Raw genomic sequence first — 24,723 nt, forward strand, 5'->3', positions numbered from 1 at the left:
AATTGTCCGGATCCCCCTCGGGGGTCGGGCGACCCCGGGCGCCACGCCGCCGATGAGTTCGCGGCCGCCGCACGGTCTGCCCCGGGGTACACCCGGTCCCGAAGGAGTATCCATGACTGCGTCCGCACTGCCGCCCGTCGTCGACGCCGCGACATGGGAGAAGGAACTCGCCGCGCTGCGCGTGCGGGAGAAGGCCGCGACCCGGGAGCTCGACGCCATCGCCGCGAAGCGCCGGCGGCTCCCGATGGTCGAGATGCCCGACTACGTGCTGGAGGGCGAGGACGGGCCGGTGCGGCTCGTCGACGTCTTCGGCGACGCTCCGCAGCTGATCGTCTACCACCACATGTGGGAGGACGGGGCGGAGTGGCAGTGCGGCGGCTGCACCGGCTTCACCTCCCAGTTCACCCGCCTCGAGGGCCTGGCGAAGTTCGACGCCCGCTTCGTCGTCGTCACCCAGGGCCCGATCGACGAGGCACTCGCCTACAAGCGCCGGGTCGGCAACACGATGACCTGGTACTCGACGGCGACCAGCCCGTTCGGCTCGGACGTCGGGGCCCCACCCGGCGGCGGGTTCGCGGTCAACGTGTTCCTGCGCGACGGCGACACCGTCTACCGGACCTGGCACACGAACGGCCGCGGCACCGAGCAGCTGAGCTACCTGTTCGCCCTGGTCGACCTGCTGCCCTACGGTCGCCAGGAGGTGTGGCAGGACTCCCCGCCGGGCTGGCCGCAGGGCCCGACCTACAGCCGCTGGGTGGGACCGGAGGAGGTCGCGGCGGCGTACGGACCCACCGGCTGAGGGCCGCACCCGAGGGCCTCCGGCGGGATCATCCCTCCTCGCTCTCGGCCTCGGGGTCGCCGCGGCGCCGCTGCACCACCTCGGCGAGCACCATCTCGGCGCTCTCGGCGAACAGGTAGACCAGCGCGGCGGTCGCCCCTCCGACCGGCCACGCGGCCCAGCTGCGCAGCAGCACCGCGACCCCGGTGACCGCGAGGATCGCCAGCGCGACCGACACCAGGTTCTGTGCCGTGGCGAGCATGGTGACCTCGGCCGGCACCGCCTTCACCCGCACGCGGAACCCGTTCGTCACCACCGCCTCGACGAGCCCGAGGGCGGCCGCGGCCGACACCGCGAACACCAGGATCGTGAGCACGGCCGGCGAGCCGACGACGGTCTGGACCACGCCGAAGGAGCCGGTGATCGCGATCGAGAAGCCGAAGGCGGCGGAGTTGTGCAGGGTGGAGGTGGCCAGGGCGAGGCGCAGCACGCCGTGCTCGGCGTCGTCACGACCCGGCCTCGCGCCCACCGCAAAGTGATAGCACGAGCCGGGAGGGCGAGGCGGACGGCGTGTGCGCTCCGTCGGAGCCGGGTCCTGCCCGGCGGTCACGCGGACCCGCGGCACACCGCTCGGGCCCCGTCGCTGCTCCCCACGCTCCTCGGGGTGTGGGCACACGATCCGGGACGTTGACCGACTGCCGTGCCGCTCCTCCCCCGTCCGCCGCAGGGACGGGCGCTCCTCAGGGGCCTGACCACAACGACCGGACGACGTCCGCCCACCCACACCGCGGCCGCTGAGCCGCCGACGATGATGACTGCACCCGTACTGCTCGTGCACGGCGCCTTCATCGGTGCATGGGTCTGGGAGGAGGTCGTCGCCGAGCGCGACCGGCACGGCGTGCGCGCCACGACGGTGGACCTCACGAGCCGGTCGGCCGAGGGCACCCTCGACTCGGACGCCCAGGTGGTGCGGGACGCACTCGCTGCGCTCGACGGGCCGGCCGTGCTCGTCGGGCACTCCTACGGCGGGCCGTGATCACGCGCGCGGCCGCGGACAACCCCGACGTCGCCCGGCTCGTCTACGTCTGTGCCGTGCTACCGCAGGCCGGCGAGGCGATCGGCGACGTTCTCGCGCGCGACCCCGTTCCCGCCGGGGACCTCTCGGCGAGCCTGGTCCCTGCGGAGGACGGCACCGCTATCCCCACCCGGGGGCGCCCGCAGCACGCTCTACCACGACGCGACGGACGAGCAGGCCGCCCCCGCCCTCGACCGCATGGGCCGGCACGCCCTGGGCACCCCGGCCGAGAAGGCGACCGCCCTCGGCTGGCAGGAGCACCCGTCGACCTACGTGCTCACCTTGCAGGACAAGCAGTTCTCGGTCGCCCTCCAGCGCGGGTTCGCCAGCTACGCCTCCCGTACGGTTGAGGTGGACGCCGGGCACGGCGGTCGAGCTCGCGGCGATCATCGCCGAGGACGCAAAGCGGTAGGCGCCGCGGGGGCACCACACTCGTCTCGCGGCTCGATGGTCCGCGGCATCGCGCGGTGCGGTCGACGTGCCAAGGACCAGCGCGGCCGGCCGTGAACCGGCCCGACCTCGCGGACTCGGTCGAGTTCGACCTCCAGCGCCTTTCGCGTACTCACCGCCTGCTCGGTGCCCCCACGCCGCCGCCCGGCCGGAACCGCTGGTCGGGCAGGCGGCAGGCACTGCCACCGGACCCCTCGTACCCCTTGCCGACAGAGGTGTTCTGCTCCTCGAATGGTCATCCGCCTGGCGGATTACCCGAGCGACGACGGCGGGGCGCCGATCCCGGCCAGCTCCATCATCTGGGCGAGGATCCGGTAGTAGCCGGCGAGCACGGTGACCTCGATGACCGTCTGGTCGTCCAGGTTCGGAGCCTGCTCCGCCCGGTCGGCGGCCGCTAGCTCGGGGCGAGTGGCGAGGTGTGCGCTCAAGGCGGCGATCTCCTGTTCCCGGGGAGTGCCGACTGCGGGCCGCCCCCGCCGCAGTGCCTCGATCTCGTCCTCCGTGAGACCGATCGCCCTGCCGATGCGCTCGTGGGCGTAGCGCTCGAAGGCGCTCCCGGTCACGCGGGCCACGACGAGAACGGCGATCTCGCGTTCACGCCCGGTCAGCGACGTCTCGTAGCGGATCGCGGCGCCGAGCGCCTGGAGCGGGCCGCCCACCCCGGGCACCTCGACCATGAGCTCGAACGGACCGTGCAGCGTGCCGTCCGGGGCCACCAGGTCGAAGTGCTGGGGCCCTGCCGCCCGCGGTCCGCCCAGGATCGCCTCGCGGACCGCACGGCGTCGGCGGGCCAGGTCCTCGGGCTCGGTCACGGGGTCTCCAGTCGTCGGGCCAACCAGGCAGCGGAGGAGCGCATCGCGCTCGCCGGCCACGTTGTCGAGCCGGCCACGTTGTCGAGCCGGCCACGTTGTCGAGCCGGCCACGTTGTCGAGCCGGCCACGTTGTCCGAGACAGTGGACCACGACGGGCCGGCGCGCCGGCCGGCATCGCCCCACTACTCCGGGCCCACCGGCTCGATCCCGACGCCACTCGCACACCCAGCGGTCCGCGACCGCCCGTCTTCGGGTCCGAGGTCGGCAGGGGCGTCGCCGTGCAGGTGGATCAGCTGGAAGCCGGGTCAGCTCGGTCTCTGCGACGGCCGGCCGATGTCGGGCACGTCGGGATGGTCAGCCCCCGGGTCGCAGCGGGATGACGGCGGCGGGCTCGACGACGGTGTTGACCAGGCTCCCGAGGCCCTCGATCGAGGCAACGACCTCGTCACCGGGCTTCAGCCACGGGTACGTCGCGGAGTCGTGGGTGCGGGACAGCTCCAGGATGCACCCGGTCCCGCAGGTGCCTGAGCCTATGACGTCGCCGGGTCGCACCTCGGTGCCGCGCGAGGCGTAGGAGATCATCTCGCCGAAGGACCAGTAGACGTCCGACCACACGGCCTTGGAGTACGTCACGCCGTTGACGCTGCAGGTCATCTCGAGGCGGTATCCGTTCCCCTCGCGGAAGTCGGCGATCTCGTCCGGCGTCACGAAGTAGGGCCCGAGCCCGGTCGCGGTGTCCTTGCCCTTCACCGGCCCCATCGACAACGCCATCTCGCGGTGCTGAACGTCCCGCCCGCTCCAGTCGTTGAGCACGCAGTAGCCGGCCACGAGCACGTCCGCCTCACCCGCCGTCAGGTCCCGGCCCCGGCCTCCGACCACGGCGGCCACCTCGAGCTCGAAGTCGAAACGCTCCGTCCCCGGCGTCATGGGCACCGGACCGCACCCCGTCACCGCATACGGGTTGGAGAAGTAGAACACCGGCAGCTCGTACCAGTCTGGGTCCATCTCCAGGCCGCGCGACGCCCGTCCCGCCCGCACGTGCTGCTCGAAGGCGTAGAAGTCGCGGAACGTCGGAGGCGTGGCGATCGGGGCGAGGGGGACGAGGCCCTCGAGCGGGACCCCGGCTCCGTGCCGCCGCGCGGCCGCTCCGGTGTCCCGGAGGGCGGAGCCACCCGCCTCGATCAGCGGCAGCAGGTCGGAGACGCCGTCGAGGACCCGCACGACGTCGCCGTCCATCAGGCCGACCCGTGCCGCACCCTCCGTCGCATAGCGTACGAACCTCATCTCGACGTCCCTCCACTGCTGCTCAGAGCGGATGCGCAGTGCTGCTCCACCCAGGCGCCCGTCGGCGAGTGGACCTCGCAGCGAATGCCCTCGGGATCGTAGAAGTACACCCGATCGAGTTGCCGTGCGACACGATCCTGTCGAGGCGGATCTCGGGACACGGAACCGACGGTAGAACCCGAGGACGTCCTCGAAGCGGGCGCGACGGACCGAGACCTGCTGGACGAGCCGCACGCCCTCCGGCACCACCGATCACAGGGGCCGGCGGAGGTGGCGCGTTCCTCAGCCGGCCGGGGCGCTCGCGCGGACCAGGGTGTCGATCGCGTAGCGCGTCTCGCCGTCGACCTCGACGGGCCGCCGGATCCGCTCGGCGCGCTCGACCCGCAGACCGGTGAGCGCAGCGGCGACCTGCTCGGGGGTCTGCAGCACCGCCGGGTCGGGCGGCCCGCCCACGCCCTCGCTCAGGTTCTTCGCGTCGTGGGCGACCAGCAGGAACACCCCGCCCGGAGCGACCGCGGCCGCGGCGGTGGCGAGCACGCCCGCCAGCTGCTCCCACGGCAGCTGCAGGTAGGCCAGGAGAACCAGCTCATAGGCCCGCCGCGGCCGGTAGGCGGTGACGTCCGCGACGACGGTCTCGAGAGTGACACCACGCCGTTCGGCCGCGGCACGTGCCTTGTCCAGCCCCACTGCGGAGAAGTCGACCGCCGTCACCGTCCAGCCCTGCTCGGCCAGCCACAGCGCGTTGCGGCCCTCGCCCGCCCCGAGGTCGAGCGCGGCACCCGGGGACAGCCCCTCCACCTCGTCCACCACCGTGCGGTTCGGCCCGGCGGACCACAGCAGGGCGGTCGCGGCGTAGCGCTCGTCCCAGCCGTCGGCGTTCACAGGGCGACCAGGCTCTGCACGCCGACGACGGTCCCGACGGCGACGAGCAGGATCGCGAAGGCCCGGGTGAGCGTGTCCCCCGACAGCTTGTCTGCGACCAGCTTGCCGACGAACGTGCCGAGGACCGCGGCGATCGTGAACGGCGCGACCACGTGCCAGTCCAGGTGCAGGTCCCCGAACCGCGAGGCCAGCGAGGACACCGAGTTCAGCACGATCACGAGCAACGACGTGCCCACCGCGAGTCCGACCGGCATCCGCAGCACGATCACCAGCGCGGGCACGACGAGGAAGCCACCGCCCACCCCGAGGAACCCGGTGAGGAACCCGACCGCCGCGCCGCACGCCGCGACCTTGGCCGCGGTCACGACGAGCCTCCGGCGCGCACTCCGGCGGAGGTCCAGCGCCGTCGCTCCCCCCGTCGCGGGCGCGGGTCCGGTCGCGGCCTGCGGCCCGGGCTCCGTCGCGGGGTGGTCGGGCGCGCCGCGGGCGTCGAGCAGCATCGCCACGGCGGCGGCGACGGCGAGTCCGGCGAAGGCGAGCAGCAGGACCGACTGGCTCACCCGGTGGTTGAGCAGGGTGCCGAGGTAGGCGGCGGGGACGCCGACCAGGCCCAACGCGATGCCGGTGCGCCAGTCGACGCCTCCGCCGCGGATCCTCGCGAGGACGCCGACCGAGGCGGTGATGCCGACGATGATGATGCTGCTGGTCGTCGCGTCCTGGGCGCTCTGCCCGAGCACGTAGACGAGGGCGGGAACGGTCAGCACGCCGCCGCCACCGCCCAGGCCCCCGATGACGACGCCCATGACGACGCCGAGCGCCGCCGCGAGCGCGAGCATCAGGCGACCGCGCCGGGGGGCCCGGGGCGGCACACCGCCGCGGCGGCGCCGGCCCGCGCGGGGTCGACCTGAACGGAGCGGTCAGGAGGTGTCATCGGTGGCCCTTCGTGGTTCAGACGTCCGCCGAGGTCCCGCAGGATCTGGACCGGTTCCTCGGCGCCGCGCCGGCGTGCAGCGGAGGTCAGCCACCCGGTGAACGGATGACCTCGAGCGGAAGCGGTCGGCGGGCGATGCTGCGCCGCGGTGACGGCAGGGCGGCGGCGATGCGGGTCAGCTCGCACGCCGAGGCGGCCTGCGGTGCCGCGAGCACGACGGGCGTGCCGGCATCGCCCGCGCGGCGGAGTTCGGCGTCCAGCGGCACCCGTCCGAGGAGCGGGACGCCGAACTCCTCGGCGATCAGGGCGCCGCCGCCGTCCCCGAAGGGCGTGGACCGCCCACCGCAGCCGGGGCAGATCGACGCGGACATGTTCTCCACGACCCCGGCGATCGGCATCCCGGCGTCCGCCGCCATCCGCACCATCCGTCGCGCCACGACCTGCGCGGTCTTCTGCGGGGTCGTCACCGCGAGCAGCGCGGCGTCCGGCAGCAGCTCCGTCAGGGAGAGCGCCGCGTCTCCGGTTCCCGGCGGGAGATCGACCAGCAGGGCGTCGAGGGTGCCCCAGTGCGTGTCGCGGAGGAGCTGCTCCAGGGCCTTGTGCAGCATGGGCCCGCGCCAGACGACGGGACTGTCGTCGTCGACGAAGAAGCCCACCGACATGAGCAGGACGCCGTGCGCGGGTACCGGCAGCATGGCGCCGCCGAGCACGACCGGGCTGCGCCGGACGCCGAACAGCTGGGGCAGGGAGTAGCCCCAGACGTCGGCGTCGACCACCCCGATCCGTTTGCCCTGTGCGGCCAACGCCGCAGCCAGATTCGCGGTCAGGGTGCTCTTGCCGACCCCGCCCTTGCCGCTGGCGACCGCGTACACCGCCGGCTGCCGGCCACCGGGCGTCGAGCCGGCCGCGGGCGCCCTGCGGCGCCGGAGCCGGTCGGCCAGCTCGGTGCGCTCCCGGACGCTCATCGCCCCGGTGCGGACCGTGGCCTGTCGGATGCCCGGCACCTGCCGCACGGCGTGGGCCACCGCGGTGGTCAGCTCGGTGGCGAGCGGGCAGTTCGGCGTCGTCAGCCGCACGGTGACCTGCGCCCGTCCGGTACGGCCGACGCGCACGTCCCCGACCATGCCGAGCTCGCCGAGGGGCAGACCGAGCTCGGGATCGGTCACCGCGGCCACCGCGGCGCGGACCTGATCGACGGCCACCTCGGTGCCGGCACGCCGGCCGAGCACCGCGGTCACGGCCGGGCCGCCCGGAAGCCGCGGCGACGGGGCTTGACCGGCCGCATCAGGAACTCGGGCCGGCGCTGGTCGCCCGGGCCGAGCACGGGACGGGTCATGGCCAGCCATTCCCGGTAGACCTCGCGCGAGCGGCGGGAGTCCACGTAGACGTCGCCGTACCGGTCGCCCGGCTGGGCCTTCGTCATGCGCACCTTCTGCAGCCAGCAGTGCATCCCCGACCACGGGTCGGGCTGGACACCGAAGGCGAGGTTCTGGTGCACCCCGGGATCGGTCCACCAGATGCGGGAGGAGTCCGGGTCCTCGGACTCGAACGGCTCCACACCGCCCCGGTAGCGCAGCAGCCAGGTCTCCGGCCCGTCCGGATGGCTGATGTCGACCAGGCCCTGCACCCACCGGCTGCCCTCGTTCCCGTGCAACCGCCAGCGGCCCATGTGGTGGGACAGGGCGCAGACACCGGGTCGGATGCCCTCGGTCACCCAGACCCGGGCGACGAGGTGCCCCACGGAGGTCGACAGCCGCACCAGGTCGTCGGTCCCGACACCGTGCCGACGGGCGTCGCGCGAGTTGAGCCACAGCGGGTGGGAGTTGGCGATCTCGTTGAGGTACTTGGCGTTCCCCGAGCGGGTGTGGATGAGCGTGGGCAGCCGGAAGGTGGGCACGAGGACCAGCTCGCCGGCCTCCAGGTCGATCTCCCCGCGAGCCACGTGGGAGCGGATGTAGCCGGGGGTGGCGTGCTCCTCCCAACCCCAGTCCCGCATCGTGGTGGAGTAGACCTCCAGCTTGCGCGACGGCGTCAGCCAGCCGGCGGTGACGCTGCCGTCCGCGTGCCGCACGCCGACCGAGCCGGCCTCGCCGATCAGCGGCGGCACTGAGTCGAGATCGGTGGGCTTGCGCAGCACGCCCTCGGCGTCGGGCTCGGCCCCGGCCAGCTCCTCGGCGGCGAGCGGGCGCTCGTCCTGGCGGTACACGTCGGAGGCGACCTCGACGACGCCGTAGCGGCGCATGTACTGCATCGGCGTCATGCCCTCGGCGGCGGCCTTCTCGGGCAGGCCGGGCACCCGGTTCTCGAAGACCCACCGGTAGTACTCGCCGACGGTGACCTTCTCCCCCGGCCGGTACCGGGACTCGAAGTGCCGGCGGATGCCCAGCGAGCCGTCCGGGTCGATGCGCCAGGACAGCTCGATCCAGAACTCGTTCTCCTCCCACACCTCGCCCGGGTTCGCCTCCCGGGTGTCGGTGACCTCCCGCCCGAGCCGCTCCATCGCGACCCGGCGGACCGGTTGCCGGAAGCCCAGCCACTTCGACGAGTGGGTCTCGTAGGAGTGGGTGTCGTGCCGCTCGGCGGCGTGGCCCATGGGCAGCACGAAGTCGGCGAACTCCGCGGTCTCCGACCACGTGGGGGTCAGCGCCACGTGCAGGCCGATCTTCTCCGGATCGGAGAGCGCCCGCATCCAGGCGAAGCCGTCCGGATAGGTCCAGACCGGGTTGAACACCCGGGAGAAGTAGACCTCGACCCGGCCGCGACCCTCCTCCAGGAAGTGCGGCAGCAGGATCGACATCTCGTTGGTCGCCAGCGGGTACTCCGCCGGCCAGGTCAGCGGGTTCCAGTGGTCGTGGGCCGGGACGTCCGGGCCGTGCGGGATGAACTTGTTCCAGCCGTTGGGGCTGGTCCCGCCCACCGTGCCGATCGAGCCCGTCAGGGCGAGCACGAACCACAGCGCGCGGGCCACCTGCCACCCGCCCAGGTTGCCGGCGGCGGCCGAGCGCCAGACGTGCGCGGCGAGGCGATGGTCGCAGCCGGCGACCAGCTCCGCGATCTCCTCGATCCTCGTCGCCGGTACCTGCGCCTCCTCCGCGGCGAACGCGAAGGTGTACCCGGCGTAGTCGGCCTCCAGCCGGTCCAGGAAGGTCTCGAAGGTGGGTTCGGCGTCCGGGTGCCGCTCGCGCAGGTAGGTCTGCCAGTTGAACCAGCGCCGCAGGTAGGGCTCGTCGATCCGCCGGGTGCGCAGCAGATGGGACGCGACGGCGAGCAGTATCGCCGCCTCGCTGCCCGGCCACGGCGCCAGCCACACGTCGGCGTGGCCGGCCGTGTTGGACATCCGCGGATCGAGCACGACCAGCTTCGCCCCGGCCTGCTTGCCCTCCAGGATCCGCTGCGCGTGCGGGTTGAAGTAGTGGCCGGTCTCCAGGTGGCTGGACAGCAGCAGGATGACGTTCGCGTGGGCGTGGTCCGGGGAGGGCCGGTCGTAACCGCCCCACAGCGTCTGGCCGAGCCGGGCGCCGGCCGAGCAGACGTTGGTGTGGCTGTTGTGCCCGTCGACGCCCCAGGCCTGCAGGAACCGCTCCGCGAAGCCGTCCTCGCCCGGGCGGCCGACGTGGTACATGACCTCCTCGTGGCGCCCGTCGACGATCGCCCGGCGGATACGCCCGGCGATGTCGTCGAGGGCGGTGTCCCAACCGACCTGCTCCCACTGCCCGCCGCCGCGCTCGCCGACCCGCCGCAGGGGGTGCAGGATGCGCTCCGGGTCGCCGAGCTGGTTGACGGTGGCCGGCCCCTTGGCGCAGTTGCGGCCCCGCGAGCCGGGATGGGCCGGATTGCCCTCGAGCTTGCGGATCGACAGGTCGTCCTTATCGACGTAGGCCAGCAGCCCGCAGGCCGACTCGCAGTTGAAGCAGGTGGTCGGCACGAGCATGTACGACCGGGGCACCTTGCGCGGGTGCGCCTTCGGGTCGAACTGGACGTGGTCGTCCCACTCCGAGACCGGTGGGAAGTTGTGCAGGTGCTCGTGGGTGCGGGCGCCGGGCAGTGGGTGGCCGACGGGTGTGTCCGGACGGGCCTCAGGCGTGGGCGCAGCCGGTGCGGCGGGTGCGGTCTGCGGGTGGGTCGCGGGAGCGGTGTCGGTCATCGCGGGCCTCGCGTGGTGTGAGGGGTGGGCGCCGGACCAGGACTGCGGCCGGTCATGACAGCGGCACGTCCTGCCCGGCACGGACGAACACGGACTCGTAGATCAGCAGGGCCACCTGCACGGCCAGCCCGGCGAGGGCGAGGAGGGCGAGCACGGAGGTGGCCCAGCCGACGGCGGCGAGCACCGCCGCCGCGCCGGCCACGGCCACCGAGCCCCAGAACTGCCGCGCATAGCGGCCGCGGAGGACCATGTGCGCCGCGACGGTCGCGTGCCGGGTGGCGTGCCGCCCGCCGTACTCCCCCAGGAGCATCAGTACGTGCAGGACCGTCGCGACGGTCAGGCAGGCGGCGATCAGCCGAAGGCCGTCGGCGGCGGTCCCGGCGGCGAGCGCGGCCACCCCCAGGGCGCCCGCGCCCACCATCACCGCCTGGACGATCAGGTGCCAGAACAGCAACGGCGACTGCCACAGGTCCCGGCCCTCGGCCTGACCGAACAGGAACGCCGTGTAGCCGGCGACCATCGCCCCGGTCGGGACGCCGATCACCGCCAGCACCGTGAACGCGGTCCTCGCCGAGCCGATCACCCCGGTCTCCACGCCGATCCCCAGCAAGAGCCAGATGCCCGAGACCGCGGCGAAGGCGGCCAGCGCGTAGGCGCCCTTCACCAGCCAGGACCGGACGTTCGACTTCGTCAGGAGGTAGTAGAAGCGCTCGGGGCGCTTGAGGTCCCGGACGAGGAGCACACCCGTTGCCGCGGTCCCGGCGACACCGAGCGCCGGAGCGACGAGCGTGACCAGCACACCCAGGTCGACACCGAGCAGCACGGCCAGTGCGGCCACCAGCACCGCTCCGCCCCCGACCCCCTTGGCCCAGAGGTAGGCGGTCACCCGCCAGCCCCACGGCCGGGGGTGGGCGGTGTTCAGGGTGGTGTGCGACCGGGTGACCGGATCCACTGCCAGGTCGGCGGCGACGTCGAGGCGCTGCGGGTCGGGCGAGGAGAAGACATAGCTGCGATCCACCGGTGCCACCAGCGGGTCCAGCACGGCCCGGTCGGCGCCGAGGTAGAAGACGTTCGGCCCGGTGCCCTGCTCCGGGGCGCGCACGGTGACCGCGTTGCCCGAGACCAGCCGGGAGATGCCGCTGCCGGGGTCCTCCAGGTCACCGACCCAGATCGAGTGCGTCGGGCAGACCACCACGCAGGCCGGCTCGAGGTCCTGGTCGATCCGATGGGCGCAGAAGTTGCACTTCGCCGCGGTGTGGGTGTCCTCGTCGATGTAGAGGGCGTCGTACGGGCAGCCCTGCATGCAGCTCTTGCAGCCGATGCAGCGGTCGGAGTCGAAGTCGACGATCCCGTCGTCCCGCGTGAACAACGCCCCCGTCGGGCAGATGGTCACACACGGTGCATCCGTGCAGTGATTGCACCGCAGCACGCCGAACTCGCGCGTGCTGTTCGGGAACGTCCCCTTGTCCACGTACTTGACCCAGGTCCGGAACTGCCCGACCGGCACCTCGTGCTCGGTCTTGCACGCCACGGTGCAGGCGTGGCAGCCGATGCAGGTGCGCTGGTCGATCGCGAAGCCGTACCTCATCGGTCACCATCCGGAGGGTCAGGAGCAGCGACAGCCGGCGGGCGCGGCGCGGTACCGCGAGGCACGGCGGCGCCCCGTCCACCTCGGAGTGTGCCCGTGGCCGTACCCGACGGACCGGGGCCTTGGTCCTGCCGAGGACGGTCCTTCGCCCGCGATCGCGCCGTCTCCACCGCACCTCCGAGCCGCTGGTCCCGCACTCACCAGGACCTCGTGCCCTGCCGGAAATATACCCCCAGGGGTACTGTTGCGGTCAAGCATCCAGACACCGCCGACCGAAGGAGTGCCCGTGCGTTTCACCCAGTACTACCTGGACTGCCTGTCCCAGGCCTCGTACCTGATCGCCGACGACACGACCAAGCAGGCCGTCGTCGTCGACCCACGCCGCGACGTCGCCGAATACCTGGCCGACGCCACGGCGCACGGACTGACCGTCGTCGGCGTGATCGACACCCACTTCCACGCCGACTTCCTCGCCGGCCACCTGGAGCTGGCCGCGGCGACGGGTGCCTGGATCGGCTTCGGGCGGCGGGCGGAGGCGGACTTCCCGATCCGGAAGCTCGCCGACGGTGAGCGCATCCCGCTGGGGGACGTCACGCTCCAGATCCTGGAGACCCCGGGGCACACCCCCGAGTCGATCAGCGTCCTGGTGTTCGAGCACGCCGACGACGAGGTGCCCTACGGGGTGCTCACCGGCGACGCGCTGTTCATCGGCGACGTCGGCCGGCCCGACCTGCTCGCCTCGGTCGGGGTCACGTCCGACGAGCTGGGGCGGATGCTCTACACCTCGATCCGGCGGCTGATGACACTGCCGGACCAGGTCCGCGTCTTCCCCGCACACGGCGCCGGCTCGGCCTGCGGCAAGAACCTCTCCACCGAGCGCCAGTCCACCATCGGCGAGCAGCGCGCGACGAACTACGCCTGCCAGCCCATGAGCGAGGCCGAGTTCGTCGCGATCGTCACCGAGGGCCAGCCGTCCGCGCCGGGCTACTTCCTCTACGACGCGATCCAGAACCGCCGGCAGCACCAGGTCTTCGACGCCGCGCACGCCCCGTCGCCGCTGACGCTGGACGAGGTCGTCGCCAGGCAGGCGACCGGAGCCGTGGTGATCGACGCCCGGGAACCGCAGGAGTTCGCCGCCGGCCACCTGGTCGGCTCGGTCAACGTGCCCGCGGACGGCCGGTTCGCGGAGACCTCGGGCACCGTGGTGGGCGCCGAGCAGGAGATCGTCGTCGTCGCACCGCAGGACCGCGAGGAGGAGATCGTCGTCCGGCTGGCCCGCATCGGCTTCGACGGGGTCGTCGGCTACCTGCGCGAGCCCGAGGGCGCATTCCTCGGCGCCCCGGACCACATGGCCCGGGCCAGCCGCGTCACGGCCAAGGAGCTGGACGCGGCCCGGCACCGCGACGCCCCGCCGGTGGTCGTCGACGTCCGCAACACCGGCGAGCTGATCGCCGGCACCATCCCCGGCTCGATCCACGTCCCGCTCGCCCAGCTGCCGAACCGTCTCGAGGAGATCCCCCGGGACCGGCCCGTCGTCGTGCACTGCGCCGGCGGTTACCGCTCCAGCGTGGCCGCCTCGCTGCTCCGCAAGGAGGGGTGGAGCGACGTCTCCGACCTGCTCGGCGGCTACAGCGCCTGGGCCTCCACCGTCGCCCAGCCCGTGGGCTGACACCACCGACCGCCACCGGAAACCTCACGGCACCGAACGAAGGAGTTCGCCCATGCCTCCCACCGACGCCCACCACGGAGTCCTCATCGTCGGCGGCGGAACCGCCGGCATCACGGTGGCCGCCCGACTGCAGCGCAGCGGCCACGAGGACGTCGGCGTGATCGAACCTGCGACCACGCACCACTACCAGCCGCTGTGGACCCTCGTCGGCGGCGGCCGCGCGCCGCTGGCCGAGAGCGCCCGCCCCGAAGCGGCGGTGATGCCCCGGACGGCGTCGTGGATCCAGGACGCCGCCGAGGACATCGACCCCCTCGAGAAGCGGGTCACCCTGCGCTCCGGACGCGCCGTCACCTACGACAAGCTGGTGGTGGCACCCGGCATCCAGCTGGACTGGCACAAGATCCCGGGCATGAGCGAGGCGCTCGACACCCCGATGGTGTCGAGCAACTACACCTACGGCCTGGCCCCTCGGACCTGGGCGCGAATCCGCGCGATGCGCTCCGGGACCGCGGTCTTCGCCATGCCGTCCGGCCCCATCAAGTGCGCCGGGGCCCCGCAGAAGATCGCCTACCTCGCCGCCGACCACTGGCGCCGGGAAGGCGTCCTGAACGACATCCGCGTGGTCCTCGTCCTGCCGACGCCGGCGATGTTCGGGGTCAAGGTCTTCTCCGACGAGCTGGACCGGGTCGTCGCCCGGTACGGCATCGAGGTGCGCCTCAACAGCGAGGTCACCGAGATCGACGGCGTCGGGCGGACCGCGATCGTCACCGACAACGCCGCGGGGACGAAGGACGCGATCCAGTACGACTTCCTGCACGTCGTGCCGCCGCAGTCGGCGCCCGACTGGCTCAAGTCCACCCCGCTGGCCGACCCGGCGAACCCGAACGGTTACGTCGAGGTCGACAAGCACACCCTGCAGCACGTGCGCTTCCCCGACGTCTTCGCGCTCGGTGACGCGGGCTCCACGCCCAACTCCAAGACCGGAGCGGCCGTCCGCAAGCAGGCTCCCGTGGTGGTCGAGAACCTGCTGGCGGCGGTCGGTGGCCGCGATCCGCGGGCCCGCTACGACGGCTACGCCTCGTGCCCGATCACCACCGCACGCAACCGGATGCTGTTGTGCGAGTTCGACTACTCGCTCCAGCCGCACCCGACCATCCCGCTGATCGACACCACGCACGAGCGCTACGACATGTGGCTGCTCAAGCGCTACGGCCTGCCGTTCCTGTACTGGAACCTGATGCTCAAGGGCCGCGCCTGACGAGCGCGCGGTCCACCGGCGGCCGCGCCGGAACCGAGACGTTGCGGCGGACTACGTCCCGAGAAGGATCACCAGCGCGGTACCGAGTGCGATCGCCGTCGCCGCCGCGGTGGCGCCGTACAGCTCCCGGGCGGCGGCGGGCACGGTCCCCCCGCCGTCCGGGCGCGTCCGGAGAGCCCGGATCCGACGCCCGCGACGACGGCCGTACCAGATGAGCAGCAACGCCAGACCGACGTCGGCCGCAACGAGAACCACGCGCCCCACGGCCGGGCCCACATGGCGGAACAGGAGCAACCCCGCCGCGGCGAGCAACCCGAGCGCGCTCCGCTCCCAGGCCAGTTCGGTGCGCTCGCCCTGCAGGCCTGGTCGTTCGGCCGGCGGCCGCGGGCGACGCGCGGAGGTCACGACCGGCCTCCGGAGAGGACGAGGAGGACGACCACGAAGACGGTGAGCACGGCCAACGCGATCCCCAGCACCGCCGGGATCCGGGTCGGCGGCAGGTCCTCCTCCCGCCGCATGGCCTCCTGCACCAGCTGCCACCGGCGCAACGCCACCACCGAGAGCACCCCGCCGGCGGTCGTCAGCAGGACGCCCAGGGCGGGCCGGGCACCCGGGAAGGCGAACTCCGGGACGAGCTGGACGACCGCCACCCCACCGGCGATCAGGGCGAGCGACGTGCGGAACCACGCGAGGAAGGTTCGTTCGTTGGCGAGTGTGAAGCGGTAGTCGGGGTCTGCGGCAGGCCTCGACCCCCCGCTCTCCGTGGTCTCACCCGTGCCCGCCGACGACGTCCGGGCGGGGTCGTGTTCGCCCGGGTCACCGCTGGTCCGCGCCACCTCGCGTCTCCTCCGTCCGCCGTGCCGCCCGCCGAGCAAGTCAGTACGACTCGCGTCCCGGATGATGCCACGACGTCGGGCGGGCTCCGGCCGAACGAGGAGAACGCGCAGCTCGGGCCTGGAGCCGGAGGTCGGGATCGAACCGACGACCGACTGTCGACAAGTCACGACCGCACCGATCGACAGGGCGTCCACCACCACGTTCGGCATCCACCGCGACGACCGCGCGCCCTACGGACACTCCGGTTGCCTCATTTCGTGTCACAGGGCGTGTCACGATGGACGAGGCTGCTGCAGCTGGACCGACGAGCCCAAGGACGACGACCGCCGGACCTTTCAGCACACGCAGACGAACTGGCGCGATGCCAGCCAGCACTTCGCTGACGAGTCTCCTCGGGCCGAAGGTCCAGGCGAGTTCGCACGAAGCGGACCCGGATGGCGCCAGCGCTCCTGCTCGTGGCTGCGCCGACTTCGAGCTCGACGACGAGGCTTGGCTGGACTTGCCCGTAGGCGACCGGTTCGCTGGGGCGCTGTCCGGACCGGGCCGACGGGACCACCGCCGGCCACGGATGCTCACCAGCCGGCACGGTGAGGACACCCCGCAGCTGCGCTCGGGCGGCCGCGGACAGGCGTCGTGCGGCCGGCGACCCGCAGCCGCCCGTGCGCGCCGAACCGGCCCACGATCAGCACGTCGGCACCGGCGAGGGTGCCGAGCACTCCCCCAGACCGCCTCGGCCGCGCCTTGGCCTTCCGCCATGCCCGGGCGGCGGCGCGGTAGGTCTGGTCGACGCGCTCGGCCACCACGCCCTCGACACCCGAGGCGGTGTGCTGCCGCATCCACAGTCGTCCAACCGCCGGGTTGGGCGGAGGTGGGCATGAGCACCAGCCCGAGCGGCAATCGTGCGCCGAGCAGCTGCTCCAGGCGTCGGCGCCGCTCGCTCCACGGAAGCGGCCGCCAGTCCGTGATCGCCTGGTTATTCGGTGTCGCGAGCGGGACGGTGAGCCCGGACACACACAGAGATCGTGCATGGTGGGCAGAACTGCTCGGCGTAGGGCCGATGGCGATACACGTCGTAGTCGCGGACCAGGTGCAAGGCCGGTGGGGGTCCGAGCCAGCAGGGCGAGGCCGGTCAGGTCGCGAGCAGGACGGGCGACCGTGGTTTTCGGGATTCCCGTACGGTTCGCGAGCTCTCTGATCGTCAGACCGTACGTCTGCTCCTCCAAGGCTTGCAGCAGGGCGGACACACGGTTCATCACCGAACTTCTGGTGACGGAGACACCCACGGCTGCTCCTCCTCGGCGGGTACAGCGCAGATTGCGCTTGTTGCGGGCAGCGTCGAGGTCGGTCTGATCAGAGCTCCTCCAGGGCCGATTCGATCGAGCTGAATACGACAACCGGATCGAGGACCTGGCGAGTTCGATCGGATAAGGTCACAGAGTCAATGTCAAGACCGACCAGGTGAAGGCCCATCCCGCGTGAGTTCGCGGAGTATAAGGCGCGGGCAAGTACCTCAACGCCTCTCCGATGGACCGTCGAGGCGTTCCTGAAGTCCACGAGCACGACTGACCTCCGGCTTGCAGTGGTGCGAGCGTGCTGGATCTGTGAGTCGATGAGGCGGACAAGACGTACGGCTGTATGCACGTCGAAGATGCTTGGGATTCCGATGACGAAGACGTGCGGTCTGGGCCTAGCGGTGGTCATCATCGTGCAGCATCGTCCTCTTCTTGACGTGTCCGTCAGCGGCCGACGGTGTCGCTGTCGGCCGCCGACACATATTTGATCGAGGTCAGCTGCGAACGGCGTGGTCGATGGAGCGCGAGGGCAGGTCGTGGGCACGGGCGACCTCGGTGTTGGTCAGCGCGCCGGCGTGCGTGGACAGGCCCTGGGCCAGGGCGGCGTCGCCGCGCAGCGCCGCGCGCCAGCCCTGGTCGGCCAGCCGGGTGATGTAGGGCAGCGTGACGCTGGTCAACGCGTGGGTGGAGGTGTGCGGCACGGCGCCGGGCATGTTGGCCACGCAGTAGAAGACGGTCTCGTGCACGCGGTAGGTCGGGTCGGCGTGCGTGGTCGGCCTGGTGTCTTCGAAGCAGCCGCCCTGGTCGACGGCGATGTCGACGAGCACCGCGCCCGGCTTCATCCGCGCCACCAGCTCGTCGGACACCAACGTCGGGGCCTTCGCACCGGGCACCAGCACCGCACCGATCACCAGGTCCGCGTCGAGCACCGCGTGCTCGACCGCGTAGGCGGTGGAGTGCACGGTCTCGACCCGCCCGCCATAGCGGGCGTCGAGCGCGCGCAGCTTGTCGACGTCGAGGTCCAGCACGGTCACCCGCGCCCCCATCCCGACCGCGATCTGCGTGGCGTGCGACCCGGACACCCCGGCCCCGAGCACCACGACGTGCGCCCGCGGCGCGCCGGGCACACCGCCCATCAGCACACCGCGCCCCCCGGCCGCGCTCAACAGGTGGTACGCGCCGACCTGCGGGGCGAGCCGGCCGGCGACCTCGCTCATCGGGGCGAGCAGCGGCAGCCTCCCGTCGGCGGTGCGGACGGTCTCGTAGGCGATCGCGGTGGTGCCCGCCGACAGCAGCGCGTCCGTACACGGCCGGGACGCGGCCAGGTGCAGGTAGGTGAACAGCGTCAGGTCACCGCGCAGCCGGTGGTACTCGCTCTGCACCGGCTCCTTGACCTTCAGCAGCAGCTCGGCGGAGTCCCAGACGGCGTCGGCGTCGGCGAGCAGCTGCGCACCGGCGGCCTTGAACTCCTGGCCCGGGATCGACGAGCCCAGGCCCGCCCCCTGCTCGACGAGGACCTCGTGACCGCGCCGCACCAGCTCGTGCACGCCCGCGGGCGTCAGGGCGACCCGGAACTCGTTGTCCTTGACCTCGCGCGGCACGCCGATGCGCATATTGAGAACCTCCGATGAGTGGATGGGTGACTGCTGGCGATATTCACCGAGGAGCAGGATCTTCGAATGACGGAATACGCCGGCGCCAGGAGCTTCGAACAACTGCGCAGGAACTCCCTTGTTCGGCGCAGATTGTTCAGTTCGCGACGTGGAGTCGCGGGGTGCGGGTGCCAGATCTTCAATCGGCTCGGAGCGCGTCGAGCTCGACTCGGCAGGACCTCTCGCGCCTCGACTGACTGTGATTCCGGATGTGCGCAGTGGTCACGAGAGAGCCGCTTCAACGGGACGACGACGTCGATCATCTTGTCCCCCCTGGATCCGCGAAGTGTCGCGACTCCCGAGCATTCGCTGTCCCGTCACCTTCGCGTCGTCGGGCCTGGTGTAGCCGCGGATGATGTGGTCTGGTGTCGGTGTCGGCTAGATCAAGCCAATGCGGTTGGCTTCGTAGGCGACGGCGGTCCTGCTGCTGACCCCGAACTTCCTCATCAGGCTGCCGACGTGGAACTTGGCATCGGCGTTGCTGGTGTAGAGCTTCTCGGCGATCTCGCTGTCCGTGCAGTCGAGTACGACCAAGATCAAGAACTCAGGCCTCCCGCTCGGCCAGCTGGGGCCCGGCGTGTCCGAGTCGTCTCTGCATCACGGGTGTGGGCAACTCCTGCGTCTTCCTCGGCGGAACTCAGCTTCACGACGACCTCGTGGGCCGCGGCGCGCCTCCGGTACCGCTCAAACCCGCCCTTGTGGCTGGGGCGGTCAACCTGGATTGGCTCAAGGTTTCTCCCACCTGCTCATGGCGACGACCGGAGTCCAGCTCGTGGCGCTCCGGTGTTGCCGTTCGAGTGTTCCGGGACACCCGTGTCGCCGCCGAGCGGTGCTCGACGGCGACACGGGTTCGCTCCGAGGCTGGAGCTGGACGTCAGTCCGCCTCGGTGGGTCTTTCCCCGCGCAAGATGGCGGCCGCTTCACGGACGGCGTCGACGATGAACTGGTAGCCCGTACAACGGCAGATGTTGCCGGAGATGCCCTCGCGGATCTCCTCGTCGCTGGGGTCCGGGTTGTCGGCGAGCAGCTCCTGGACGGTCAGCAGGATCCCCGGGGTGCAGAACCCGCACTGCAAGCCGTGATGCTTCCAGAACGACTCCTGCAGCGGGTGCAGCTCCCCACCCTCGGCGAGTCCCTCGACGGTGGTGATGTCGGCGCCTTCGGCCTGGACCGCCAAGGTGCAGCAGGAGCGGGCGGTGCGACCGTCGAGCAGGACGGTGCACGCCCCACAGACACCGTGCTCACAGCCCAGGTGCACGCCGGTGGCGCCGCAGTCTTTCCGCAGAAAGTCCGAGAGGGTGCGGCGAGGGTCGACATGTCGATCAACCTGTTCGCCGTTGACGGTCATCGAGACGCTGGTACCGGTGCGGGTGGGGGTGCTCATGCGGCGGCGCTCCTCTCGGCGTGGGTGAGCAGTCGCTCCAGGCAGCGCCTGGTGAGGACCTTGGCCAGATGGCGGCGGTACTCGGCGGGGGCGTGGATGTCGGCCCCGGGGTTGGTGGCTTCGGCAACTGCCGTGGCCGCCTCCGCGACGAGGTCCGGTCTGGGGACTTGGCCGTTCAGGATCTGCTCGGCGGCGTCGGCGCGCAGCGGGGTCGGCCCGGCGCCAGCCACGCTGAGCCGCACGTCGGCGATCCGTCCAGACGGGTCGAGCCGGGCGGCACCCAGCACGGCGACCAGGGCGAAGTCGCCGTGGCGGCGGGCGAACTCCTCGACGGCCACGACGGACCCAGCGGGCTGCTTGGGGATCCGGATTGCGGTCAGGACCTCCTCGGGCTCCAGCGCGCTGAACAGGAACCCCTGGAAGAAGTCCTTCGCCGCGATCGTGCGGCGACCCGTCGGGCCGGTGGCGATGATCTCCGCATCCAGCGCCCGCAGCACCGAGGGCGCTTCGGCTGCGGGATCGGCGTGCGCGACGCTGCCGCCGAGGGTGCCGCGGTTGCGGATGGTGACGTGCCCGACGTAGCGCAGCGCGGCCGGGAGCAGGGGCAGCGTCTCGGCGATGACCGGCGAGGTCTCCACGACCCGGCTGCGGGTCATGGCCCCGATCTCGACGTGGATGCCTTCGTCGCGGATGTAGTCCAGCTCCCGCAGCCCGCCCAGGTCGACCAGCCGGGTGGGCTGAGCCAGTCGCATGGCCAGCAGCGGGACCAGGCTCTGCCCGCCGGCGAGGATCTTCGCGTCGCCGTCCTCCGCGACGAGGGTCTCGATCGCGTGGTCGACGCTGGTGACACGGACGTGATCGAACGGTGCGGGCTTCATGACGACGCCTCCGAGGTCGAGGCGGGAGCCTGGGGGTGCGTCTGTGGCTGTGGCGACGCATCGGTGAGTGCGTCGAGCAGCCGCGGCGGGGTCACTGGCAGCCTGCTGAGCCGCAGGTTCAGCTCGGGGACGGCGTTCTCGACGGCGGCGATGATCGCGGAGGCCGCGCCGATCGTCCCGGCCTCGCCCATGCCCTTGAATCCGCCGGGGATGTGATCAGCGGTGGTGGTCATGTGCAGCGTTTCGAACGGAGGGATCTCCGTGGCCGTCGGGATGAGGTAGTCCATGAAGGTCGTGGTGAGCGGCTGCCCGTCGGGGCTGTAGACGATCTCCTCGAACAGCGCCCCGCCGATGCCCTGGGTCGCGCCGCCGTGGATCTGCCCGTCGACGATCATCGGGTTGATGACGGTGCCGCAGTCGTGGACCAGCAGGTAGTCCAGCAGCTCCACCCGCCCTGTCTCCCGGTCGACCTCGGCGAGCACCGCGGTCGTGCCGTAGGAGAAGGCGACGTTCTCCGGGTCGAGCACGTCGCGCTCCTCGAGCGTCGGGTCCTCGCCGTCAGGCAGCTTTCCGGCGAGGCGACGGTACGCGGCGTCCCCGATCTCGCGCATCGTGACCGAGGGCCCCGTCGGGGTGCCCTTGACCGCGATGACGCCGTCAGTGATCTCCAAGTCCTCCGGCGAGGCCTCGAGCATGTGCGAGGCGATCCGGAGGACCTTGTCCCGCAGCCGGGTGCTGGCCCGCAGCAGCGCCCCGCCGCCGAGTGCGGCGCCGCGGCTCGCGCCAGTGCCGTAGCCGGTGAACGGGTTCGTCTCGGTGTCGCCGTGCAACACCTTCACCGTGTCGACGGGAACGCCGAGGGTTTGGGCGGCGACCTGGGCGAGCGCGGTCTCGATGCCCTGGCCCATGGCCGAGAGCCCGGTCCGCACGGTGACCCCGCCCGCGGAGTCGATGCGCACGACCTCCTCGTCGAACGACCCGTGCTGCAGCCCGGCCTGGTTCATGATCTTGGTCGGGCCGAGAGCGCTGATCTCGATGTGGAACGAGTAGCCGATGCCCAGCGATCGGCCCTCTGCGGCGGCTTCGTCGCGCCGCTTGGCCCAGCCGTGTTCGGCGACCGACTTCTCCGCCATGTCCAGGCACTCGGCGTAGTTGCCGCTGTCGTAGAAGAACACCTGGCTGGGGTAGGGGAACTTGTCCGGGGCGATGAGGTTGCGGCGCCGGACCTCGTTGGCGGGCATGCCGAGCGCGTGGGCGAGCTTGTCGATGATGCGCTCGTGGGCGAAGTTCGCCTTGGGCTGGCCCCAGCCGCGGTAGGACCCGTAGGGAGAGCGGTTGGTCACCACCCCGACCACGGTCGCTTCGACGTTCGGGATGTCGTAGGGGCCGGCCATCAGCGCCATCGACAGCCAACAGGGGCCGATGCCGACGGTGGCGAGCTGCCCACCGAGCACCGCCCACACGGTGCCCCGCATGCCGATGATGGTGCCGTCGGACTTCGCCGCGACGGACACCTCGATGCGCTGCTCGCGGGAGTGGGCGTTGGCGACGAAGCTCTCCAGGCGGTCCTCGATGATCTTCACCGGACGGCCGGTGCGCTTGGACAACAGCGCCGCAAGGACCTCTTCCGCGTAGAAGTCGAACTTGTTGCCGAAGCCGCCGCCGACGTGCGGGGTGCGCACGCGGATGTGGTCGACGGGCAGGCCGAGGACCTCACCGAGCAGGTCACGGGTCAGGTTGGGCGACTGTGTCGACATCCAGCCCTCGAGCTGGTCGGTGAACGGGTCCCAGGACATGACCGCGCCGCGAGTCTCCAGCGGCGCGCCCATCTGCCGGCCATAGGTCAAGGTCTCACTGACCACGACATCGGCCTCGGCGAACGCCGTGGCGGCGTCGCCCTTCGGGATGGTCTGGCGGCAGCTGATGTTGTCCGGCCAGTCCTCGTAGAGCAGCGGCGCCCCCTCAGCCAGAGCATCGTCGAGGGTGACGACCGGCTCCAGGACGTCGTAGTCCACCTCGATGTGGCCCAGGGCGTCCTCGGCGACATAGCGGTCGATCGCCGCCACTGCGGCCACGGGCTGGCCCACGTACCGGACCTTGGCCACGGCCAGGGCGTACTGGTCGGTCATCCGCTGGTCGGGGATCATCCGCCACACCACCGGTTGCGGCGTCGCGCACGCCTCGCGTACTTCGTCCCCGATCAGCACCGCGAACACCCCAGGTAGCTCCAGGGCGGCGCTGACGTCGATGCTGCGGATGCGGGCGTGGGGGTGTGGACTGCGCAGCACCGCGGCCTCGAGCATGCCCGGCAGCACGACGTCATCCACGAACTGGGCGCGGCCGGTGAGTAGACGTGGGTCTTCCTTGCGGCGCACACGAGCGCCGATCAGTCCGGGTGTTGTCTGTTGCTGAGTCACGATCCGCCCTTCAGCAGTGGTGGAGGCGACGACAGCAGTGCGTCGTCGCGAATCCCCGGGGCGCCGCCGCGATCGCTCGCCCGGGCACGGCAGCTCGGTCTTCCGATGCGAGCCAGCGTCGAGGCTGATCAACCCTGTGTCCATTGACGGATCGGCACAAGCTGCGCCGTCGAGTTCGTCGCACCGCCAATTGAGCGAGGCGGGTGCGCCCCCGGATCCTCGGCCGCGCGACACGCCGGCGCACCTGCGGCTGCAGGACGACGAAGGGGACGACCAGGAGCATGATGGCGAGCTGGGGCCGGGACGCAGAGACCGCGGCGGAGCGCGCCCGCTGCTTCACTGCCTGGACCGACCGCAACTCACGCGCCGGCGCGATGACCTTGCGATCCTCGACGGTGCGTACTTCACGCACTCGGTCACCGAAACCAGGAGCAATGCTTGAAACCTGTGGATGACGAGGAGGGGTCGTACCCTCCCGCATGATCTGCAGGGCCTCAAGCAAGATCGGCGCGCCAACGGTCGGGAAGGTACGACCCATGCTCAGCGTGGTGCCCGAGGAGCCGGACGGCCGCGATGACCGCACCGGCGGCGAGGCCAGGGGGTCGGCAGAGTCGCGGTGAGTGGGTGGTGAGCTGCGGCGACACGCGCACCGGAGTGTAGGTGCCGGCACGGCTTGGGGTGGTGATCTTGCGGTTCCTAACCCTTGATCATCGCCGTGGGGCGCCGTGCCCGTGTGTGCAGCTTCCTCGATCGCTGCTGTCCTCGACCGGGTGGGCGGGGTCGAGCCGCCGGACCCGGTCGAGCTGGCCCCAGACCTGCGTGAAGCACTCGGTGCGGTCACCGATCCGCGGAAGCCCCGCGGGATCCGCCACGGCCGGGTGGCGGTGCTGACCGTCGCGGTCTGCCCGGTAGCTGCCGGCGCCCGCTCACTGGTCGCGATCGCCGAGCGGGCTGCTGACCTGCCGGAAGAGACCGCAGCAGCGCTCGGGTCCCGACACCCCGACCGGGACGGCGGCGAGATCGCCGGGCGGCACCTGCTGGCGGTGGTCGACCACCACAGCCGGGTCGTGCTCGGCCAGACCGCGGTCGGCTCGAAGGCCGGTGAGATCGCCAGGTTCGCGCCGCGGCTCGACGGCGTGACCGGCCTGGACCCGTCCGGGGCGGGCATCACCGCGGACGCCCTGCACACCCAGCGAGAACACGTGCAGACCCTGCACGCCCGTGGGCCGCACTGGGTGCTCACGGTCAAGGGCAACCAGCCCACTGTGCACCGACAGCTCGCCGACCTGCCCTGGCGCGATGTCGAAGTCGGTCACCGTAGTGTCGAGAACACCCACGGTCGCCGGGAGATCCGCGCACTCCAGGTCGTCACGATCGCCACCGGGATCGAGT

22 protein-coding genes, 1 tRNA gene and 1 pseudogene are annotated in these 24,723 nt (G+C 71.7%); 6 read left to right on the forward strand and 18 right to left on the reverse strand.

Translation table 11 applies throughout. The features are described 5' to 3' along the window. Positions 1-112: 112 nt before the first annotated feature. Positions 113-799, forward strand: a complete 687-nt coding sequence (locus ACL02T_RS32510) for a DUF899 domain-containing protein (protein WP_412834648.1) — start codon at positions 113-115, stop codon at positions 797-799. Between the two features lie 28 nt (positions 800-827). On the opposite strand, the gene ACL02T_RS32515 is transcribed toward ACL02T_RS32510, so the two are convergent. Next, complete coding sequence (locus tag ACL02T_RS32515) at positions 828-1,307, reverse strand: hypothetical protein (RefSeq protein ID WP_412834649.1); 480 nt, start codon at positions 1,305-1,307, stop codon at positions 828-830. A gap of 279 nt (positions 1,308-1,586) precedes the next feature. On the opposite strand from ACL02T_RS32515, the gene ACL02T_RS32520 reads away from it, so the two are divergent. Beyond that, a complete protein-coding gene (locus tag ACL02T_RS32520) occupies positions 1,587-1,814 on the forward strand; it encodes an alpha/beta fold hydrolase (protein ID WP_412834650.1) in 228 nt (75 codons plus the stop codon). A gap of 237 nt (positions 1,815-2,051) precedes the next feature. Continuing rightward, positions 2,052-2,360 (forward strand): hypothetical protein, encoded by a 309-nt coding sequence (locus tag ACL02T_RS32525; RefSeq protein ID WP_412834651.1) that lies wholly within the window; start codon positions 2,052-2,054, stop codon positions 2,358-2,360. A 194-nt stretch (positions 2,361-2,554) separates the two neighbouring features. Here the strand turns inward: ACL02T_RS32525 and ACL02T_RS32530 are convergent, their stop codons facing one another. The 7 genes from ACL02T_RS32530 to ACL02T_RS32560 all read right to left on the reverse strand — a co-directional run bounded on the left by ACL02T_RS32530 (position 2,555) and on the right by ACL02T_RS32560 (position 11,944). Further along, positions 2,555-3,115, reverse strand: a complete 561-nt coding sequence (locus ACL02T_RS32530; protein WP_412834652.1) for a carboxymuconolactone decarboxylase family protein — start codon at positions 3,113-3,115, stop codon at positions 2,555-2,557. Between the two features lie 354 nt (positions 3,116-3,469). Continuing rightward, positions 3,470-4,399, reverse strand: a complete 930-nt coding sequence (locus ACL02T_RS32535; RefSeq protein ID WP_412834653.1) for a fumarylacetoacetate hydrolase family protein — start codon at positions 4,397-4,399, stop codon at positions 3,470-3,472. Between the two features lie 282 nt (positions 4,400-4,681). After that, a complete protein-coding gene (locus ACL02T_RS32540; protein WP_412834654.1) occupies positions 4,682-5,281 on the reverse strand; it encodes a class I SAM-dependent methyltransferase in 600 nt (199 codons plus the stop codon). Continuing rightward, a complete protein-coding gene (locus tag ACL02T_RS32545; protein WP_412834655.1) occupies positions 5,278-6,117 on the reverse strand; it encodes a sulfite exporter TauE/SafE family protein in 840 nt (279 codons plus the stop codon). The genes ACL02T_RS32540 and ACL02T_RS32545 overlap by 4 nt, the downstream gene beginning before the upstream one ends. A gap of 181 nt (positions 6,118-6,298) precedes the next feature. Then, on the reverse strand, positions 6,299-7,450 hold the full coding sequence (locus ACL02T_RS32550; protein WP_412834656.1) for an Mrp/NBP35 family ATP-binding protein: 1,152 nt from the start codon (positions 7,448-7,450) through the stop codon (positions 6,299-6,301). After that, positions 7,447-10,356: a molybdopterin-dependent oxidoreductase gene (locus tag ACL02T_RS32555; RefSeq protein ID WP_412834657.1), complete on the reverse strand. Its 2,910-nt coding sequence runs from the start codon at positions 10,354-10,356 to the stop codon at positions 7,447-7,449. Before ACL02T_RS32555 ends, ACL02T_RS32550 begins: the two co-directional genes overlap by 4 nt. A gap of 52 nt (positions 10,357-10,408) precedes the next feature. Beyond that, positions 10,409-11,944, reverse strand: coding sequence for a 4Fe-4S dicluster domain-containing protein (locus ACL02T_RS32560; RefSeq protein WP_412834658.1), 1,536 nt, complete (start codon positions 11,942-11,944; stop codon positions 10,409-10,411). 286 nt (positions 11,945-12,230) lie between these two features. Here ACL02T_RS32560 and ACL02T_RS32565 point away from each other — a divergent pair, with 286 nt between their 5' ends. Both ACL02T_RS32565 and ACL02T_RS32570 read left to right on the forward strand, forming a co-directional pair. Further along, a complete protein-coding gene (locus tag ACL02T_RS32565; RefSeq protein ID WP_412834659.1) occupies positions 12,231-13,613 on the forward strand; it encodes an MBL fold metallo-hydrolase in 1,383 nt (460 codons plus the stop codon). A 52-nt stretch (positions 13,614-13,665) separates the two neighbouring features. Continuing rightward, complete coding sequence (locus ACL02T_RS32570) at positions 13,666-14,871, forward strand: NAD(P)/FAD-dependent oxidoreductase (RefSeq protein WP_412834660.1); 1,206 nt, start codon at positions 13,666-13,668, stop codon at positions 14,869-14,871. 51 nt (positions 14,872-14,922) lie between these two features. Here ACL02T_RS32570 and ACL02T_RS32575 read toward each other — a convergent pair whose 3' ends face one another. From ACL02T_RS32575 to ACL02T_RS32620, 10 genes and pseudogenes are all read right to left on the reverse strand, one after another. Further along, complete coding sequence (locus tag ACL02T_RS32575; RefSeq protein WP_412834661.1) at positions 14,923-15,276, reverse strand: DUF202 domain-containing protein; 354 nt, start codon at positions 15,274-15,276, stop codon at positions 14,923-14,925. Next, the gene (locus ACL02T_RS32580; RefSeq protein WP_412834662.1) at positions 15,273-15,707 is read right to left on the reverse strand and encodes a YidH family protein; all 435 of its coding nucleotides are present in this window, start codon (positions 15,705-15,707) and stop codon (positions 15,273-15,275) included. The genes ACL02T_RS32575 and ACL02T_RS32580 overlap by 4 nt, the downstream gene beginning before the upstream one ends. Before the next feature lie 119 nt (positions 15,708-15,826). After that, positions 15,827-15,915, reverse strand: a tRNA-OTHER gene (locus tag ACL02T_RS32585). Positions 15,916-16,280: 365 nt separating this feature from the next. After that, entirely contained in the window at positions 16,281-16,544 is a 264-nt protein-coding gene (locus ACL02T_RS32590) for a hypothetical protein (RefSeq protein WP_412834669.1), read from the reverse strand. Positions 16,545-16,829: 285 nt separating this feature from the next. After that, positions 16,830-16,961: pseudogene (locus ACL02T_RS32595) on the reverse strand (helix-turn-helix domain-containing protein); the annotation flags it as partial. 533 nt (positions 16,962-17,494) lie between these two features. After that, positions 17,495-18,613: an alanine dehydrogenase gene (gene ald / locus ACL02T_RS32600; RefSeq protein ID WP_412834663.1), complete on the reverse strand. Its 1,119-nt coding sequence runs from the start codon at positions 18,611-18,613 to the stop codon at positions 17,495-17,497. A 417-nt stretch (positions 18,614-19,030) separates the two neighbouring features. Then, positions 19,031-19,192: a LuxR C-terminal-related transcriptional regulator gene (locus ACL02T_RS32605; RefSeq protein ID WP_412834664.1), complete on the reverse strand. Its 162-nt coding sequence runs from the start codon at positions 19,190-19,192 to the stop codon at positions 19,031-19,033. 334 nt (positions 19,193-19,526) lie between these two features. Then, complete coding sequence (locus ACL02T_RS32610) at positions 19,527-20,036, reverse strand: (2Fe-2S)-binding protein (RefSeq protein WP_412834665.1); 510 nt, start codon at positions 20,034-20,036, stop codon at positions 19,527-19,529. Beyond that, entirely contained in the window at positions 20,033-20,914 is an 882-nt protein-coding gene (locus tag ACL02T_RS32615; RefSeq protein WP_412834666.1) for an FAD binding domain-containing protein, read from the reverse strand. The genes ACL02T_RS32610 and ACL02T_RS32615 overlap by 4 nt, the downstream gene beginning before the upstream one ends. Further along, complete coding sequence (locus tag ACL02T_RS32620) at positions 20,911-23,289, reverse strand: xanthine dehydrogenase family protein molybdopterin-binding subunit (RefSeq protein ID WP_412834667.1); 2,379 nt, start codon at positions 23,287-23,289, stop codon at positions 20,911-20,913. The genes ACL02T_RS32615 and ACL02T_RS32620 overlap by 4 nt, the downstream gene beginning before the upstream one ends. A gap of 812 nt (positions 23,290-24,101) precedes the next feature. Between ACL02T_RS32620 and ACL02T_RS32625 the strand changes: the two genes are divergently transcribed. Further along, the coding region (locus ACL02T_RS32625) for a transposase family protein (protein WP_412834668.1) at positions 24,102-24,723 on the forward strand (622 nt) is incomplete at its 3' end.

Source organism: Pseudonocardia oceanicola (assembly GCF_047200735.1).
Lineage (GTDB): Bacteria > Actinomycetota > Actinomycetes > Mycobacteriales > Pseudonocardiaceae > Pseudonocardia.

Excerpts from the sequence above, each read along its gene's own strand:
- ACL02T_RS32510 (WP_412834648.1), top strand. The coding sequence starts at position 113 with ATGACTGCGTCCGCACTGCCGCCCGTCGTCGACGCCGCGACATGGGAG.
- ACL02T_RS32520 (WP_412834650.1), top strand. The coding sequence starts at position 1,587 with ATGATGACTGCACCCGTACTGCTCGTGCACGGCGCCTTCATCGGTGCA.
- ACL02T_RS32525 (WP_412834651.1), top strand. The coding sequence starts at position 2,052 with ATGGGCCGGCACGCCCTGGGCACCCCGGCCGAGAAGGCGACCGCCCTC.
- ACL02T_RS32535 (WP_412834653.1), bottom strand. The coding sequence starts at position 4,399 with ATGAGGTTCGTACGCTATGCGACGGAGGGTGCGGCACGGGTCGGCCTG.
- ACL02T_RS32545 (WP_412834655.1), bottom strand. The coding sequence starts at position 6,117 with ATGCTCGCGCTCGCGGCGGCGCTCGGCGTCGTCATGGGCGTCGTCATC.
- ACL02T_RS32555 (WP_412834657.1), bottom strand. The coding sequence starts at position 10,356 with ATGACCGACACCGCTCCCGCGACCCACCCGCAGACCGCACCCGCCGCA.
- ACL02T_RS32560 (WP_412834658.1), bottom strand. The coding sequence starts at position 11,944 with ATGAGGTACGGCTTCGCGATCGACCAGCGCACCTGCATCGGCTGCCAC.
- ACL02T_RS32570 (WP_412834660.1), top strand. The coding sequence starts at position 13,666 with ATGCCTCCCACCGACGCCCACCACGGAGTCCTCATCGTCGGCGGCGGA.
- ACL02T_RS32590 (WP_412834669.1), bottom strand. The coding sequence starts at position 16,544 with ATGCGGCAGCACACCGCCTCGGGTGTCGAGGGCGTGGTGGCCGAGCGC.
- ald (WP_412834663.1), bottom strand. The coding sequence starts at position 18,613 with ATGCGCATCGGCGTGCCGCGCGAGGTCAAGGACAACGAGTTCCGGGTC.
- ACL02T_RS32610 (WP_412834665.1), bottom strand. The coding sequence starts at position 20,036 with ATGAGCACCCCCACCCGCACCGGTACCAGCGTCTCGATGACCGTCAAC.
- ACL02T_RS32615 (WP_412834666.1), bottom strand. The coding sequence starts at position 20,914 with ATGAAGCCCGCACCGTTCGATCACGTCCGTGTCACCAGCGTCGACCAC.